This window comes from Aquimarina aggregata (assembly GCF_001632745.1).
GTDB classification, from domain to species: domain Bacteria; phylum Bacteroidota; class Bacteroidia; order Flavobacteriales; family Flavobacteriaceae; genus Aquimarina; species Aquimarina aggregata.
In genome coordinates this window covers 207,477-223,266 of record NZ_LQRT01000003.1, presented here as the reverse complement: position 1 = coordinate 223,266, position 15,790 = coordinate 207,477, and the positions used below count along the sequence as shown (strand labels likewise).

Here is a 15,790-nt window from a genome sequence, read left to right as displayed (position 1 = left end):
CAAACTAAGAATACATGCAACGCGACGAACAAATTTTTGATTTAATCCAGGACGAAAGGGAACGTCAAATCAATGGGTTAGAACTTATTGCTTCAGAGAACTTTGTAAGTGAACAAGTAATGGAAGCAGCAGGGTCAGTATTAACTAATAAATATGCTGAAGGGTATCCTGGGAAAAGATACTACGGAGGCTGCGCGGTAGTAGACGTTGTAGAACAAATCGCTATTGATAGAGCAAAAGAATTATTTGGAGCTGATTATGCTAATGTACAGCCTCATTCTGGATCACAAGCAAATACAGCCGTATATCACGCTTGCCTCAAACCAGGAGATAAAATATTGGGATTTGACCTATCACACGGTGGGCATTTAACACATGGTTCTCCGGTTAATTTTTCAGGTAAATTGTACAATCCAGTTTTTTATGGAGTAGAGAAGGAGACAGGAAGATTAAACTATGATAAAATACAAGAAATAGCAACAGAAGAAAAACCACAATTAATTATTGCGGGTGCTTCTGCGTATTCTAGAGAGATAGATTATAAAAGATTTAGAGAAATAGCCGATAGTGTTGGTGCTATTCTTATGGCAGATATTGCACATCCAGCTGGTTTAATAGCTAAAGGAGTAATTTCTGATCCAGTACCACATTGTCATGTAGTAACTACTACAACTCACAAGACGTTAAGAGGCCCAAGAGGTGGGCTGATTTTGATGGGGACTGATTTTGAAAACCCTTTTGGAATTACTCTTAAAAGTGGTAAGAAACGAATGATGTCATCTTTATTAGATAGTGCAGTTTTTCCTGGTAATCAAGGAGGACCTCTAGAGCATATTATTGCTGCAAAAGCCATAGCGTTTGGAGAAGCACTTACTGATGATTTCTTGCATTATATTGTGCAAGTAAAGAAAAATGCAGCTGTCATGGCAGAAGCGTTTGTGAATAAAGGATATGAAGTGATTTCTGGTGGAACAGATAATCATATGATGTTAATTGATCTTCGTAATAAAGGTGTTACCGGAAAACAAGCAGAAGAAGCATTAGGTTTGGCAGAAATTACAGTAAACAAAAATATGGTTCCTTTTGATGATAAATCTCCATTTGTAACTTCTGGTATCCGAATAGGTGTATCCGCAGTAACAACAAGGGGATTGAAAGAAGATGATATGAAAGCTATTGTAGAACTTATCGACAAGGTTATTGCGAATATAGAAAACGAAGAAGCTCTTCATGGTATTGCTGACGATGTAAATGCTATGATGGCCGATAAACCATTATTTATAGCATAAATCGAATTTCATATAAATTATAAGAGCACGCATAAATTTTAGTTTATGCGTGTTTTGTTTTTAAGAATGCCCCCAATTTTCTGGATCATCATTATCGTTTGGTGATAGTCCTATAATATCACCTTCGGTATTTACTCCAAGTCCTACGACGGTTCTATTAACATAATTAAAATAACTTACTACTTGGTTGATTTCCAATATTTCTCCGTCAGATAAATTTTGTATTCTTAAGGTACGTATATCAGCTTCACTAATAGTATGGTGAGATAATGTTAATTGTTTTGCATAATGCAATCCAGCTAGGTGTTTATTTTTAAAATAGATTTTAACATTATCGCTAATAAGACAGGAAATAATATCGTTAAATTTAGCATCATCATTAAGTAAGCGTTTCAATCCCGCACTGTGATGTTCTACGCAGTAGTCACATTTATTAAGATAACTAACATAAACTCCTAGAGTTTCTAAATACCACTTTGGTAATGTGTTATTAGCATTATGAAGTACATTTTTATATAATCCCATATGCCCTATAAGGGTGTGTGGTCTCAAGCTATGAACGGATAACACATTGTCAATGGTGTTATTGGGACCTTTTACACGATCATAGATTTTTTTTAATCTACCCGAGGCTTCTGCATAGGATATCTCTTTAATCCAACTCATTTTTACTTTTTTTTGAAAAAAAATATTCGTCTTATACCTCTTATTTGTAATAAAAGTGTGTAACTATATTCTATAATTAGTTTTTGCAGTATTTGGAATACTCAGAAAGGGCAAAAGCATTATCAAAACTAGTTTTAGTAATACTTTTGTTTTCATTAGAATCATAATCAAGGGTTATTTTCCAATTACCATCTTCTAGTTTTAAAATTACATGAAACTTCCCATAAGAATATGTAGTTTGATTATCTTCGCTTGTATAAGTTACTTTATAAATCCCTCTATCAGAGACTAGGGAGTCCGAATGTACTCTTTCTAATAATCTGAAATCTATAGAAGGAGGATTTTTTTTGGGAACACTCCACCTTTTTTGATACCCTTTTAAATATTGATCAACTTTTTTAATTGACCCTCCATCTCCCGAGACTCTAATCATTTCTTTACTATGAATTGAAGCAAACAAATTGTAATCTGAAGTTTTGTATGCTTTAGAAAAATTATCATACATGTCTAGATTAATTTTGTCATGGATACTACTTTCTTGGGCATTAATGGTATATATCCCAAACACAAAAACGATTAGATAAGCGGTATTTTTTAAAACAATCATGAGTCTAACTATTTTTTTCTTTTTTATATAGTACACATCTCCTTAATCGATTATCATTTAGGAGCTTAGGGTGATCAAAAACTTCAACTTGAACCATGCCGATTTTTTTCATAACCGACTCTGATTTTGTGTTGATTTCAGGGGCTACAGAATAAATAGTTTGTAAACCCAGTTTGTTAAATCCAAAATCAAGACAGGCAAAGGCACCTTCAGTGGCATAACCTTTACCCCAGGTACTTTTTTTAAGTCGCCAACCGATATCCACAAAAGGTTTAGGATCTACTAAGTAATTTTGTTCACATAAACCTATAAATCCAATACATTCATTATTTTCAAGCAGATCAACCGCAAAATAACTAAACCCTTTTTCTTGCTGCATATTTTGCATTCGAAAAATGAAATCTTCAGTGTCAGATTTGGTAGGTTTGAATGGAAAGAATTCCATAACATCATCGTCATCATTAATTTTGGCAAGTGTATCTAAGTCGTTAAGATGCCAATTTCTAAAACCAAGACGAGTAGATTTGAAAATATAGTTGTGCATTTTAAAAAGTAATTTAATTTCCTTCTTCTTCTTCTTCAAAAACTACACTTTCATAGGCTCCAATGTCAGGAGCCGAAGTGTTTCTTGTAGTTCCTAAGATATCTGTTCCTGATGTTGGAGTAGTAGCTTGGCCATTTGCTGCAGAATCATCTCCTATATTAAGTATATTTTCAAAAGGGGTTTTAAAGTCCGGGTCTTCGTTAAGGATAACATTTTCAAATAAACTAGTATTTGTAAAATCATATAGCGGATTATCATCAAAACTATTATCGAAATCATTAAATCTAATCAAGCAATTTTTAAAATTATAGTTAAATGCTTTACTATCATCTTTAGCAAATAAAAGTTTAAAGTTTTTGTCACCATAAATAATACAGTTCGTAAAATTAGCTTCTATTAAATCCAAAGAAAAAGGTTGTCCTTCGATTTCAATAAAGTTATCGATTAGTACAGCAGGAGTATCACTAAAAGGATTTCCGAAATTTTTGTAGTTGTTGAAAGTACAATGGTTGAAATTGTAGACACCCCCAAGAGAGCAGTTTAGGCTTACGAGTCCAGCATTATTAATTACTAGGTTTTCACCAAGAATATTACCGGTTCGAGCCAGGAGCCCAATATTAGAACTATTATATATTTGAGTATTTGAAATGGTAAGAGTAGGGTTAGGACCACCATCATTTGAGTCCATAAGAATACCTACTGTAGCATTTTTTATAGTAGTATGATTAATAGTATGACCTGTACTTCCTGCAGTTAACCATATAGTTCCCCATTGTCCAGATATTTCACTAAAACGAGATTCAAGTCTATCACCTTGTAAAATGACCTCGTTTTCTAATACTTCCGGATCGGTACTTAATGCTCCATTAATCTCAAGTGTACCGTTTTCGGCAACAATAATTCCTGAATTGGCATGAAAATGCACTCTTGCTCCAGCTTCAATAGTAAGTGTTTTTCCGCCGGGAACAGCTGCATATCCATATATCACGTAGGGCTTTTCATTTGTAAAAGTGAGTTCGTTATCTTCTAAAACATAGCCTTCAATTCTAACTTGATCACCACCAACACCAATAGGCAGGGATTCTAGTTCTCCGGTCATAGCATCACGAGATGGGAATAAAAATATAGCATCTCTTACAAGAGTGACTAAATCTACATCTTGTTGATTTGTGCCAGTATCAAAAAGTATTCGATCTGTATAAAGAAATTCATTTTCTGTAGTTTGATCTGTAATATCTGTTGTGGTTTCTACAAAAACAAAAATACTATCCTTGGCAAGTACCTGAATATTCTCAAAAGACTTACCAGGGATACCATCAACATTAAGCCTGTAGTTAGAACTTTCTCCTCTTTCTAGTGCTATTGTTGGTATTGTGAAATCATCATTTGTGCGATTATAGACTCTAAAACTGTATGTGCTTGAACCAATATTGGTAAAAACTGTATCTAAAAATAAAGTGTCTGTAGAAAATTGTACATTTCCGGTACTTGGTCCAGATTCAAAATCATTACGACAAGATCCCCATAAAATTAGTAGTATAAGTAAAAAGAGGGAAGATAGATAGCGCATACTTTATTTTTAATTTCAATCTTTTACGTTGAAACCTCAATTCTTAATTTTAAGAAAAGATGTCTTTGTAACAAAAGGAAGACAATTTGTAAAAGAAATTTTACTACCGGTTTTAATTTTGTTCTAAATGTATAACTTTTCGGGAGTACTAATATTGCTTTTTGATAAAATTTAATACTTCATGAATTATTTCTTTCTTCAATAATTATTTATTAGCTCGAAAGCTTTAACTTTGTTTGTTCATAATTAATCGCACAACATAATAATCTATTATGAGTACATACGATGTAGCCGTTATTGGCTCTGGACCTGGTGGATATGTAGCCGCAATTCGATGCGCACAGCTAGGTATGAAAACCGCAATAATCGAAAAATATACAACACTTGGAGGAACTTGTCTTAATGTAGGCTGTATTCCAAGTAAAGCATTATTAGATTCTTCTCACCATTATGAACATGCTGTAAAGCATTTTGCTGATCACGGAATTGAAATTCCCGGAGATGTAAAAATCAATCTTGAAAAAATGATTGCACGAAAACAAGCAGTTGTTGATCAGACTACAGGTGGAGTAGAGTTTTTGATGAAAAAAAATAAAATAGACGTTTTTGAAGGTGTTGGAGCTTTTAAAGATGCTACACATATTAACGTTACCAAAGCTGATGGTACTGTAGAAACAGTTGAAGCAAAACACAGTATCATTGCTACAGGATCTAAGCCATCTACATTACCATTTATAAAACTAGATAAGAAAAGAGTAATTACTTCTACCGAGGCCTTAAAGTTAAAAGAGGTTCCAAAACATCTTGTTATTATCGGTGGTGGTGTAATAGGTCTTGAATTAGGTCAGGTATATCGTAGACTAGGTGCTGAAGTTTCTGTTGTAGAATATATGGATAGAATTATTCCGGGAATGGATAAAGCATTATCTAGAGAACTACAAAAAGTACTGAAAAAGCAAGGAGTGAAATTTTATACTTCTCATAAAGTTACTGCAGTTAAAGCAACTGCTAAGCAAGTAACAATTACTGCTGATGATAAAAAAGGTAACCCGGTAGAGTTTAAAGGAGATTATTGTCTAGTTTCTGTAGGAAGACGACCATATACCGATGGATTAAATGCAGAAGCTGCAGGAGTGAAACTTAATGATAAAGGACAGGTTGAGGTAAATGATCATTTACAAACAAGTACTTCTAATATTTATGCCATCGGAGATGTTATAAAGGGTGCAATGTTAGCTCACAAAGCAGAAGAAGAAGGTACTTTTGTAGCAGAAGTTTTAGCGGGTCAAAAACCACATATTGATTATAACTTAATTCCTGGAGTAGTGTATACTTGGCCAGAAGTGGCTGCTGTTGGTAAAACAGAAGAAGAATTAAAAGAAGCAGGTGTAAAATACAAATCAGGACAATTTCCGTTTAGAGCTTTGGGAAGAGCTAGAGCCAGTGCAGATTTAGATGGATTTGTGAAAATATTAGCAGACGAAACTACAGATGAAGTTCTTGGTGTTCATATGATTGGAGCACGTTGTGCAGACTTGATCGCCGAAGCTGTAACTGCTATGGAGTTTAGAGCCTCTGCAGAAGATATCTCTAGAATGTCTCACGCCCATCCAACGTTTACAGAAGCTATTAAAGAAGCAGCATTAGCCGCTACAGACAATAGAGCGTTACATGTATAATATCATTTTGATTTAAAAAAGTATTTTAAATCAATAAAATAAAAAAAGCCATTCTATATAGATTGGCTTTTTTTATTTTTTCTTTATGAATTATAAAACTAACTTATCTATATATTAGCTCTATTAAAAATATACTACAATGCAGATTAATGATAAAACCGGAGTGCAAGACTATCAGGCTCTTTCGAGTAGATACGAGACAATGAAATATAATAGATGCGGAAAGAGTGGAGCACTTTTACCTGCAATATCTCTTGGATTGTGGCACAATTTTGGGTTTGTTGATCATATACATAATGCCAGAGAAATTCTTAGGTGTGCTTTTGACCTTGGTATTACTCATTTTGATCTTGCTAATAATTATGGACCACCTTATGGTTCTGCTGAAGAAAATTTTGGTATACTTTTTAAGAAAGATTTTAGAAGCTATCGAGATGAACTTTTTATTGCTACCAAAGCAGGCTATGATATGTGGCCTGGACCTTATGGAAACTTAGGGTCTCGAAAATACTTAATGGCAAGTATTGATCAAAGTCTTAATCGTATGGGATTAGATTATGTCGATATTTTTTATCATCATAGACCAGATCCTGAAACACCATTAGAAGAGACAATGATTGCTTTAGCAGATATAGTTCGACAGGGAAAAGCATTATATGTCGGAATTTCAAATTATGAGCCTAAAGAAACAGCGATGGCAGCTAGCTTATTAAAAGAGTTAAAGGTTCCTTTTATTTTGCATCAAGCTAAATATTCAATTTTTGAGCGTGGAGTAGAAAGAGGTTTATTGGATACCTTAGAACAAGAAGGAGTAGGATGTATTGCATTCTCCCCATTAGCACAAGGAATGCTTACAGATAAATATCTTAACGGAATTCCCGAAGACTCTAGAGCAGCAAAGAGTTTTACTTATCTGGACAAAGAAAACCTTAATACTCATATTTCTAAAATACAACGTTTGGCAACTATCGCAAACAAAAGAAATCAGAAACTATCGCAAATGGCAATTGCCTGGATTCTTAGACAGCCTCAAATTAGCTCTGTTCTTATAGGAGCAAGTTCTGCCGACCAATTAAAGGAAAATGTAAAATCTTTAGAATACTTAGAATTTTCTGAAGAAGAGTTAAGATTGATTGATGAAATTTCTAAGTAAAAGAATAGCAAAAAATAACAGTATTTAGTGTAGTTCGAAAATGAATTTTATAAATCGCAATCAAGATATTAAATGTTCGAATTATTAGAACAAATTTTTCAATTTGAAATTGGAATATAACTAAGTTTATGTTGCGATGTATTCAGAGAGATTTTCGAGTTACATGCTTTCAAGACGTCTTAATACCTCTGCCTTATAGTTTCTGCTTATAGGAATAGAGGTATTTTGTACTACAATTTCTTCATTAGAAAAAGAATCAATTTTAGAGATAGCAATGATGTAAGATCTGTGTGTTCTCATAAATAGTCGTTGAGGTAATTTTGATTCGATAGCACTTATCGTTTCGCGGGTCACTATAGTTTCGGATTTAGAGTGTATTTTTATATAGTCGCTGTAACTTTCTAAATAAATAATTTCTGAGAATTCAATTTTTTTCATTCTACGATCTGATCTAACAAATATAAAATTACTGGTATGAAGTTCTTTGGTTTCTGTTACCTTTGAATGGTGATGTACCTTGAAATAATTAGATATAGCATTAAGAAGTCTCTCGAAAGAAATTGGTTTTAGTAGATAGTCTACTGCATGTAAATCAAAACCCTTTATAGCATATTCTCGATAAGCCGTAGTGAATATTACTTTAATATTAGTATTTATTGATTTGGCAAAAGAAATACCAGATATTTCGGGCATATTGATATCTAAGAAAATCAAATCAACTTTTTGTGTATTTATGGCATTAAAAGCTTCAAGTGCATTACCACAAGTTGCTACGATCTTAATACGATCAATTTTTGATAAATGATCTGTTATAATATCTCTTGCTGTAGGTTCATCATCTACTATTATACAAGTTATTTGGTTACTCATATATTTTTCCTTTTGTAGTGTCAATATTTAGATGTACTTCATACCAATGCTCATCTTTTGTAATGTGCAGTGTATGTTTATCTTTATATAAAAACAGTAATCTTTTTTTGATATTAGCCAATCCAATACCGGTTTCGTTATATTCTTGACTATCAAAAATTGAATTCTTTATTTTAAACTTTACTTGTCCATCGTAATGTTCTAATTCTAAAATAATAGATAATCTTTGATTTCGGATTCTTCCATGCTTAAAACTATTCTCCACAAATGGGATTAATAGCATAGGAGCAATTTGTACAGCATGATCAATATTTTGAATATTTAATGTGATGTCTAATACATCATTAAAACGCATTTCTTCTAAAGCAATATAATCTTTAATGTGATTAATTTCATCTTGTAAGGAAACAAAAGGCTTATCAACATGATATAATAAATAATCCAATAGATTTGAGAGTTTAAGGATCATTTCTGGAGTTTCTTCTGACTTTTTAAGCGCAAAACCATACATTGTATTTAAGGTGTTAAATAGAAAATGCGGGTGAATTTGCATCTTTAGGTATTTTAGTTCTTGCTCTTTGAGCTTAAGCTGAGCTTCTAAAATTTTATTTTTTAGTTTTTGATTGTCAGAATTTGATTTGTAATTATGCTTAACTAAGCTAAAAGCACTAGCAATAAAAACAACAAAATATACTGCTATGAATAAAAATAAAGGACTTCTGGTCATTGGAGCCATATCTCCAATTTTTGTTCCCGTTAAAAATATTAATCCGTAAAAAAATGAAATAACAACAAAGAAGGCCGAAATAATAATGGTATAAATACAATATAAAATGAAGAGAAGGTATTTTTCTTCTAATAAGTACTTCGGAATTAAAATGTTAATAATAGTATATGTTGTACCAATTGTAACAGGCATTAAAAAGAGAGAGAAAGAGAAAACATAATTAATATTCTCTGTATGATATCCAAAAAAGTATGTATAACAAAATAGAACAGCTATCCAGAAAATAGCGTGTAACAATAATTGAACAATCTTTTTAAGTATAAATTCTTTGGAGATCATAATAGCTATACAATATCCGCATTTTTTATTTTTGAAATACATTTTTGAGACTAATAACTATTTTAAAGCTGTGTTTAACAGAATTCGATTAACTTTAGAGATACATTATCTTAATTCTGTATAAACCCATGTTGTTTTGGTCAGTAGACGCAAAAATATTTTTGGAGAAATTCAACTTATTAGTTTTGGAAAAGTTTAATCCAAAATTTACTTAAATATGATGTTATTGTTCTCTATAATTCAAGAAAATCAAACTTATTTTTCTGTAATTTATAAAAGAATGCAGGAAGGAGGAATGTTTTTTATGTTTCCTATCTTAGTAACACTTTTTTTAATATTCTTCTTAATCCTAAAAAAGGTACTTATTCTAAAAAAAGAAGGCGCTCCTTCTTATAAATATATTAAGTTGATTAATTCTCTTGGTCTTATGATTTTAGTGTGGGGTATATTAGGTCAGTTAATAGGTTTAGTAGACGCTTTTGATAAGATCGAAATGTTAGGAGAGATTTCTACAGCAAGACTAGCAGGAGGATTAAAAATATCTGCATTGCCAACAATGTTTGGGAGCTTAGTTTTTGTTATCTCAAGAGCGGCTACAACCATTTTTATTTGGATAACAAAAGAAGTAGACCTCGAGAAATAGCTTTCCAAGTTTTGCTCAAGTTTATTGTAGTATACTATTGTTTTTTATCTGTTGTAGATTAAAAAGTAACCTCTTATGTAAGAGTTTCTCTACTGTAATTTATTAGAAACCATATGAAAAAAATAATCTTAAAAATAGTTTTAGGAATACTAACGGCTATTGCAATAATGGCATTAGGTTTCTATTTCTTCTTGTTTCTTAACCCGTTAGATATTTATCAATCTAATTTGTTGAAATGGATTCCTATTTTTATCGGGGCAATAGCAACGTTTTGCGGCGGTATACTTAATAAAAATACCCCGATTAAATTTTTACCACTTCTTTTTGTGCCTTTTTGCATTTTTGATTTGTTTAGTTTTTTTTATGTGCCCTTTATTTTTGTTTTACTCTTAATAGGAATTCTTGTTCTTATGTTGACAAGAAATAGTATTAGAAAAACTCACAAGGTACTATCAAGTCTAGTGATTTTAGGTATTTTCTTTTTCTTTTTGTTCTCACAGCCTCTAATACTACTAAGGGCAGATTCTGAATTTGATGATCAAGGAAAATTAACTAATGCAAATGTTTTATGGAATTTTGATAAGGATAAAGTATTGACTTTTCCCAATCATATTGTTTATGATGAAGAGGGGACCGAATTCGATTTAAAAAACATAAAAGATGATACATATTTAATAACCTTTTGGGCTACCTGGTGTCCACCTTGTATGCAAGAAAAACCAGAATTAGAAAAACTGAAAAAAGAGCTATACAAAAACACTGAAATCAAATTCATAGATATTTCTTTTGATTCTGATATCGATAAATGGAAACAGTTTATTAAAGGAAAAAAACCAATGGGGATACAGCTGATTTCTAAAAAAGAAAAACTCACAAGAAGGTTATTGCAAATTAGTGCAATCCCAATGCATTACATTGTAAATCCTGATGGGATATATAAAGAGTATGAATCATTTGAACAAGCGCAAAAAGCACTTAAAAAATTATCAGTTCAAAAATAAAACTAAAATATTATGAAACTAAATAGATTCATTATCGCTTTTTTAATAGGCTGTAATTTAAATGCACAGTCTTTTGATAAGGTTAAGTTAGATAGTCTTTTCTCATTGATCGATAGTAAAAAAAAAGGAATGGGAAGTATCTCAATTTCTAAAGATGGAAAAGAAATATATAAAAATACAATAGGATATATTGATTTTGATACCAAAATAAAGTCTGGATCCAACACTAAATATAGAATTGGATCAATAACCAAAACGTTTACTGCTACTTTAATTATGCAGTTGGTTGAAGAGAAGAAACTAAAATTAGAAACGTTATTAAGTGACTTTTTTCCTGATGTACCCAATGCTCATAAAATTACTGTAGAACATCTTTTAAGACATCGTAGTGGGATATACAATCTTACAGAAGATAAAGATTTTAGAACATGGATGATGATACCGCAAACAAGAGCGCAAATGATGGCTAGAGTAATAAAAAGTAAACCTCAATTTGAGCCTGATCAAGATGCTAAGTATTCTAATACCAATTATCTATTGTTGTCTTATATACTTGAGGATTTAGAAGGTAAAACATATCAAGAAGTGTTACATTCTAAAATAATAGTGCCATGTAATTTGAAAAATACATATTATGGAGGCAAAATAAACCCGAAAAAAAATGAAGCATACTCATATGTTATGAACTCTAATTGGCAAATACAGCCCGAGACAGATATGACTGTGCCTATTGGAGCCGGAGCAATTGTAGCATCCCCTCGAGATTTGACAATTTTTTATCATAATTTATTTGCCGGAAAGCTAGTGTCAAAAAGATCTTTGTTAGAAATGACTACTATAGTAGGACATTACGGTATGGGTTTGGTTCAGTTTCCTTATGATTATAAAAAAAGTTTAGGGCATTCAGGAGGAATTGATGGTTTTCAATCCATGACATTATATGTGCCCGATGAGCAATTATCAATTAGTTACCTTTCAAATGGTGTTGTTTTGAGTTTAAATGAAATTTTAGTAGCTGCACTAGATATATATTTTGATCGAGAATATGAACTCCCTAAGTTTAGTCCAGCATTAAAATTAACCGCAGATGAGTTAAATCCGTATTTAGGAACTTACAAGAACCAAGAATTCCCATTTGAAATCACTATAAAAAAAGAAGATGCGGTTTTAATTGTAAGTGCAAAAGATGGTCCAACTTTTCCTGTTGTATCTTATGAGAAAGATAAATTTAAATCTGATCAAGCTGGTGTGAAAATTCAATTTTTGCTAAAGAACAATGAAATGTTGTTACAATTGGGAGGTAAAAAAGCAATTTTTAAGAGAGAATAATTTTATTTTTTAATCTTTTTATAAGTATTGATTTTACTGAGTTTTTTTGTTTTTTGAATCATTTTGTGACTATCTTTTTTGAAAAAAAAAGTAGGGAATCCTGAATCCTGTATGTTTTAGAGTCATTGAAAACATAAAAAGGATAAAGAATGAAAAAAATAAGTTTTGTAATTGTGATATTGATGTTGCTTATAAATAATTTAACTGCACAAGAAGGTCCAAAAAATAGTGTAAGAGTTCACCCAGTATATGCTGCTCTTAATGCAGTTAAAATTGATTATGAAAGAATGGTTAAACCAAAGGGGGCTATAGAACTAAAATTGACATTTACGCGTCTTGAATGGGATACTTTTGATAACTCTTTAGGTGATTATAGAGGAGAAATTGCTTTACTAAATGCAGGTTATAAATTCTATCTTTCAAAAAAGAAAAATGGGCCTCGTGGTTTTTTTCTAAGACCTGGAGTGGTCGGAGGAAGCTTTTCAATTAAAGAAAAATTTGGAGAAAATGAATTGGATGCTAAGGCATTAGGGTTTGGTGGAGAAATAGGGTATCAATGGGTGTTTAACAAGTTTATTAAAGGACTCACAATCGGAACATCATTTGAAGTTAATAAATATTTCTATATAGATAAGAAAGGTACCTCAGTGGGTAATGTGGATCCGGTAATTCCTGAATTGAATATTTCTATTGGTTATTCTTGGTAAAATATTGAATACGATAATTTAAAAAGTGTGATTGTAATTTAAAAGAGAATGTAAAACTAAAACGCTGTTCTATATAGAACAGCGTTTTGCTTAATTTTTATGAGAACCATCGCAATAGGGAGGGTTACTAGTTTGTTTGCAAGTGCATAAATGTGCTTCTTTGGCTTCTGGAACACTAAAAATAGTAGGAGGAGTAGCTCCTTCTTTTTTGTGATTTCCATTACAAAAAGGTTGATTATCACTATGACCACAAGTACACCACGCATAGTTTTTATCTGCCTCTAATTGACAAGCAACGGGAGCTTCACCCCCTCTAATATTATTTTCCATAGTTTTCTTTTTTTATAATTTAAAATTATCAAATCTAACATTAAGATTGATTTTAAATTATAGATAGCCAATATGATTTAAGAGGTAGAAAACACAGCTATATTAAATATTAAGGACTATGATTTAACTACTATTTTATTAGCTGTACTCCAGGAAAAGCGGCTTGATATCCAAACCAAAAGGCATTATGAGTGGGCAATCGATCAAGTTTTTCTTTAGTAGTACTATTTTCAAGGTGATTTTCATGTAATTTCCAAATATCTCCATTTTCGGTAGTAGCTAATGCTCCCTTATCGTAAGATCTGAATTCTAAGTTCTTTGTGAAATACACTCTATGAGCACCACTTTTATCTGTAAATACAGTAAAATTTAAATTATTTATGGTGCCTTTATATATGTTATTCTTTTTTAGGAATTTTGAAGAAATAGCAATATTTTGATCTGTCTTTGATGGTAATCTAATGGCAAGAATTTCTTGTTTATTTTTAAGCCTAGTATCTTTTTTCGGTATCATAAACATTAGCTCATCTGTTGCAAAATATTCTTGATAGGCTACACCCTCATCATAATCTCTTTGATGACCTGTTTTTAAAGATAGTACAGTTGTTTCGGGATGTCTTTCTTTCCATTCTCCCCAGGTTGTAGTAACAACACTTAAATAATCTAATTCAATATTTTTACCAACAAGAGGCCCAATAACCGGTTTTCCCCATAAAGTATTCCATAATGATTGTGTTTTTTTATCATACATTAATTTGTTTGATCGATATAAAAAGCCACTAGTTCCCATTTGATATTTTACACCATCTTTTTCGGTTTTATATAAAATTACTGTCCCACAAAGGGTGCAATATACACCTGCAACAGGAACATTTCCGACTTGATCCGTGAACATTTCATGCCAAGCAAGAATACGTTTAGGATATGCTCTAGTATCTCCATTTATTGAAATCCCGAAAACAATATCCTTATCATTAAGGTATGAAGCTTTTGCAGGACTTATCATTTTGGGGTTGCGTAATGGGGGGATACCATCTTGTAATACTCCTCCCCAGCGTACTTCGTCTAATCGTATGGTGGATTGTTGCTCACGATCCAAAAAGTATTTATCGAATCTTGGATCTATGGCTTTATGTAATATTGCTTTGAAAGTGTAATAAGAGGAGTGATATGTTTGTTTTTTATTCCATAAATAAGCGAACCAAGCATTGAAATCGTAGCGATAATTCTTCTTTGTTTTTTTTTGAAGGATATTTAAAAGTTTTGAAGAAGCTGATGGGCTTTTAAGAAAATATAGTGATTCTATGGCAAGAATTTCGAAATCTTCTAACCAGTTAGTATCAATATATTTAAGAGCTTTTTTATGTGTCTGGGGATTGCGAGAAGTAAAAAAGTCTAAAAAATATTCGTATTTCTCTTTTGTGATACCTGTGCCGGTTACATTTTGACTATACCCGCAAAACAGGTTTAATATAAAAATTGAAATAAATACTATTCGTACCATTTTACTTACTTTTATAAATAAGTCGTTACGTATATCAATTATCAACAAGGATACTTTTCTTTTTTAAGAATAAGTGATAAAAGTACATTTACGAGAATAAGAAAAAGTATATCAGGATTTTCTAAATAAGCTTTTTTTAGATATTATTTCTTTGTGTCGCTAAACAATAATAATTCTGATAGCTATATTTCTTTTGAAGCTAGTCTATGCTCTTAAACTTCTTAGATTCTATTCGAATTATTTGTTAGTGTAACAACTACGAATTTTTCATTGTTATCCTTACGTTTAATCAGGTTTCTTTCTCTTACTTTCCTGTATTATTGTCTGTAGGAGTAATAACGGTAGCTTCAAGAGTTATTTGTAAAGGCTCCCCAATAGATGGAGTTAGCGTTGCTTTTCCCGAATACATACCTGGCTCTAGACGATCAGGAGAAAATGTAAAAGGAATATCTATTGATGCTCCTGGAGGAATTGGTAAAAACGTAAAAAAGACTCCTGCTTCACCAGGAAACTCTATTGCCGTGTCAAGACTTGTTAATGTTTCAGTTGAGTTATTAGTAAGAGTAACTATCACCTTACTAGATTGGTTTTCGTTTCTTTCGGGATTATTTTGAATAACTTCACCAAAATCAATTTTAGACCTGCTTAATGTAATTAAATCCTTTCCTGATGTAATAGGAGTATCATTGTTAGCAACTTCATTATCAGAACTGCAACTGGATTGGATAAATACTAAACAGAATAGTGTAAAACTGTATAAAATGTGAATACTCGTTCTTTTTGATTTCATAACTCAGTTTTATTAGATAATAACAAAGTTAAATAAAGCTAA

Annotated in this window: 16 protein-coding genes; 7 read left to right on the top strand and 9 right to left on the bottom strand. The window is 31.7% G+C overall.

Annotation, left to right across the window (positions count from 1 at the left end; genetic code table 11):
* Positions 1-14 precede the first annotated feature (14 nt).
* The gene (gene glyA / locus AWE51_RS06985; RefSeq protein ID WP_066311447.1) at positions 15-1,289 is read left to right on the top strand and encodes a serine hydroxymethyltransferase; all 1,275 of its coding nucleotides are present in this window, start codon (positions 15-17) and stop codon (positions 1,287-1,289) included.
* Between the two features lie 60 nt (positions 1,290-1,349).
* On the opposite strand, the gene AWE51_RS06980 is transcribed toward glyA, so the two are convergent.
* The 4 genes from AWE51_RS06980 to AWE51_RS06965 all read right to left on the bottom strand — a co-directional run bounded on the left by AWE51_RS06980 (position 1,350) and on the right by AWE51_RS06965 (position 4,676).
* Positions 1,350-1,955 carry a carboxymuconolactone decarboxylase family protein gene (locus tag AWE51_RS06980; RefSeq protein WP_066311442.1) on the bottom strand — a complete coding sequence of 202 codons (606 nt, stop codon included), beginning with the start codon at positions 1,953-1,955 and terminating at the stop codon, positions 1,350-1,352.
* 76 nt (positions 1,956-2,031) lie between these two features.
* A complete protein-coding gene (locus AWE51_RS06975) occupies positions 2,032-2,562 on the bottom strand; it encodes a YybH family protein (RefSeq protein WP_066311439.1) in 531 nt (176 codons plus the stop codon).
* Positions 2,563-2,566: 4 nt separating this feature from the next.
* Complete coding sequence (locus AWE51_RS06970) at positions 2,567-3,106, bottom strand: GNAT family N-acetyltransferase (RefSeq protein WP_066311435.1); 540 nt, start codon at positions 3,104-3,106, stop codon at positions 2,567-2,569.
* A 13-nt stretch (positions 3,107-3,119) separates the two neighbouring features.
* Entirely contained in the window at positions 3,120-4,676 is a 1,557-nt protein-coding gene (locus AWE51_RS06965) for a hypothetical protein (protein WP_066311433.1), read from the bottom strand.
* 272 nt (positions 4,677-4,948) lie between these two features.
* On the opposite strand from AWE51_RS06965, the gene lpdA reads away from it, so the two are divergent.
* On the top strand, positions 4,949-6,355 hold the full coding sequence (gene lpdA, locus AWE51_RS06960) for a dihydrolipoyl dehydrogenase (protein WP_066311431.1): 1,407 nt from the start codon (positions 4,949-4,951) through the stop codon (positions 6,353-6,355).
* A 139-nt stretch (positions 6,356-6,494) separates the two neighbouring features.
* Positions 6,495-7,508, top strand: coding sequence for an L-glyceraldehyde 3-phosphate reductase (mgrA, locus tag AWE51_RS06955; protein WP_066311429.1), 1,014 nt, complete (start codon positions 6,495-6,497; stop codon positions 7,506-7,508).
* Positions 7,509-7,667: 159 nt separating this feature from the next.
* Here the strand turns inward: mgrA and AWE51_RS06950 are convergent, their stop codons facing one another.
* Positions 7,668-8,378: a LytR/AlgR family response regulator transcription factor gene (locus AWE51_RS06950; RefSeq protein WP_066311427.1), complete on the bottom strand. Its 711-nt coding sequence runs from the start codon at positions 8,376-8,378 to the stop codon at positions 7,668-7,670.
* Positions 8,371-9,486, bottom strand: a complete 1,116-nt coding sequence (locus tag AWE51_RS06945; protein ID WP_232517352.1) for a sensor histidine kinase — start codon at positions 9,484-9,486, stop codon at positions 8,371-8,373. The genes AWE51_RS06950 and AWE51_RS06945 overlap by 8 nt, the downstream gene beginning before the upstream one ends.
* Positions 9,487-9,661: 175 nt before the next feature.
* On the opposite strand from AWE51_RS06945, the gene AWE51_RS06940 reads away from it, so the two are divergent.
* The 4 genes from AWE51_RS06940 (at position 9,662) to AWE51_RS06925 (ending at position 13,124) form a co-directional block, all read left to right on the top strand.
* On the top strand, positions 9,662-10,087 hold the full coding sequence (locus tag AWE51_RS06940) for a MotA/TolQ/ExbB proton channel family protein (RefSeq protein ID WP_066311425.1): 426 nt from the start codon (positions 9,662-9,664) through the stop codon (positions 10,085-10,087).
* Positions 10,088-10,200: 113 nt separating this feature from the next.
* Positions 10,201-11,088, top strand: a complete 888-nt coding sequence (locus AWE51_RS06935) for a TlpA family protein disulfide reductase (protein WP_066311423.1) — start codon at positions 10,201-10,203, stop codon at positions 11,086-11,088.
* Positions 11,089-11,100: 12 nt separating this feature from the next.
* Positions 11,101-12,417: a serine hydrolase domain-containing protein gene (locus AWE51_RS06930; RefSeq protein ID WP_066311421.1), complete on the top strand. Its 1,317-nt coding sequence runs from the start codon at positions 11,101-11,103 to the stop codon at positions 12,415-12,417.
* A gap of 149 nt (positions 12,418-12,566) precedes the next feature.
* Complete coding sequence (locus AWE51_RS06925) at positions 12,567-13,124, top strand: DUF3575 domain-containing protein (protein ID WP_066311419.1); 558 nt, start codon at positions 12,567-12,569, stop codon at positions 13,122-13,124.
* A gap of 90 nt (positions 13,125-13,214) precedes the next feature.
* Here the strand turns inward: AWE51_RS06925 and AWE51_RS06920 are convergent, their stop codons facing one another.
* From AWE51_RS06920 to AWE51_RS06910, 3 genes are all read right to left on the bottom strand, one after another.
* Positions 13,215-13,454: a CDGSH iron-sulfur domain-containing protein gene (locus tag AWE51_RS06920; protein ID WP_066311418.1), complete on the bottom strand. Its 240-nt coding sequence runs from the start codon at positions 13,452-13,454 to the stop codon at positions 13,215-13,217.
* Between the two features lie 130 nt (positions 13,455-13,584).
* On the bottom strand, positions 13,585-14,958 hold the full coding sequence (locus tag AWE51_RS06915; protein WP_066311417.1) for a DUF3179 domain-containing protein: 1,374 nt from the start codon (positions 14,956-14,958) through the stop codon (positions 13,585-13,587).
* Between the two features lie 304 nt (positions 14,959-15,262).
* Complete coding sequence (locus AWE51_RS06910) at positions 15,263-15,748, bottom strand: hypothetical protein (protein WP_066311416.1); 486 nt, start codon at positions 15,746-15,748, stop codon at positions 15,263-15,265.
* Positions 15,749-15,790: the final 42 nt, after the last annotated feature.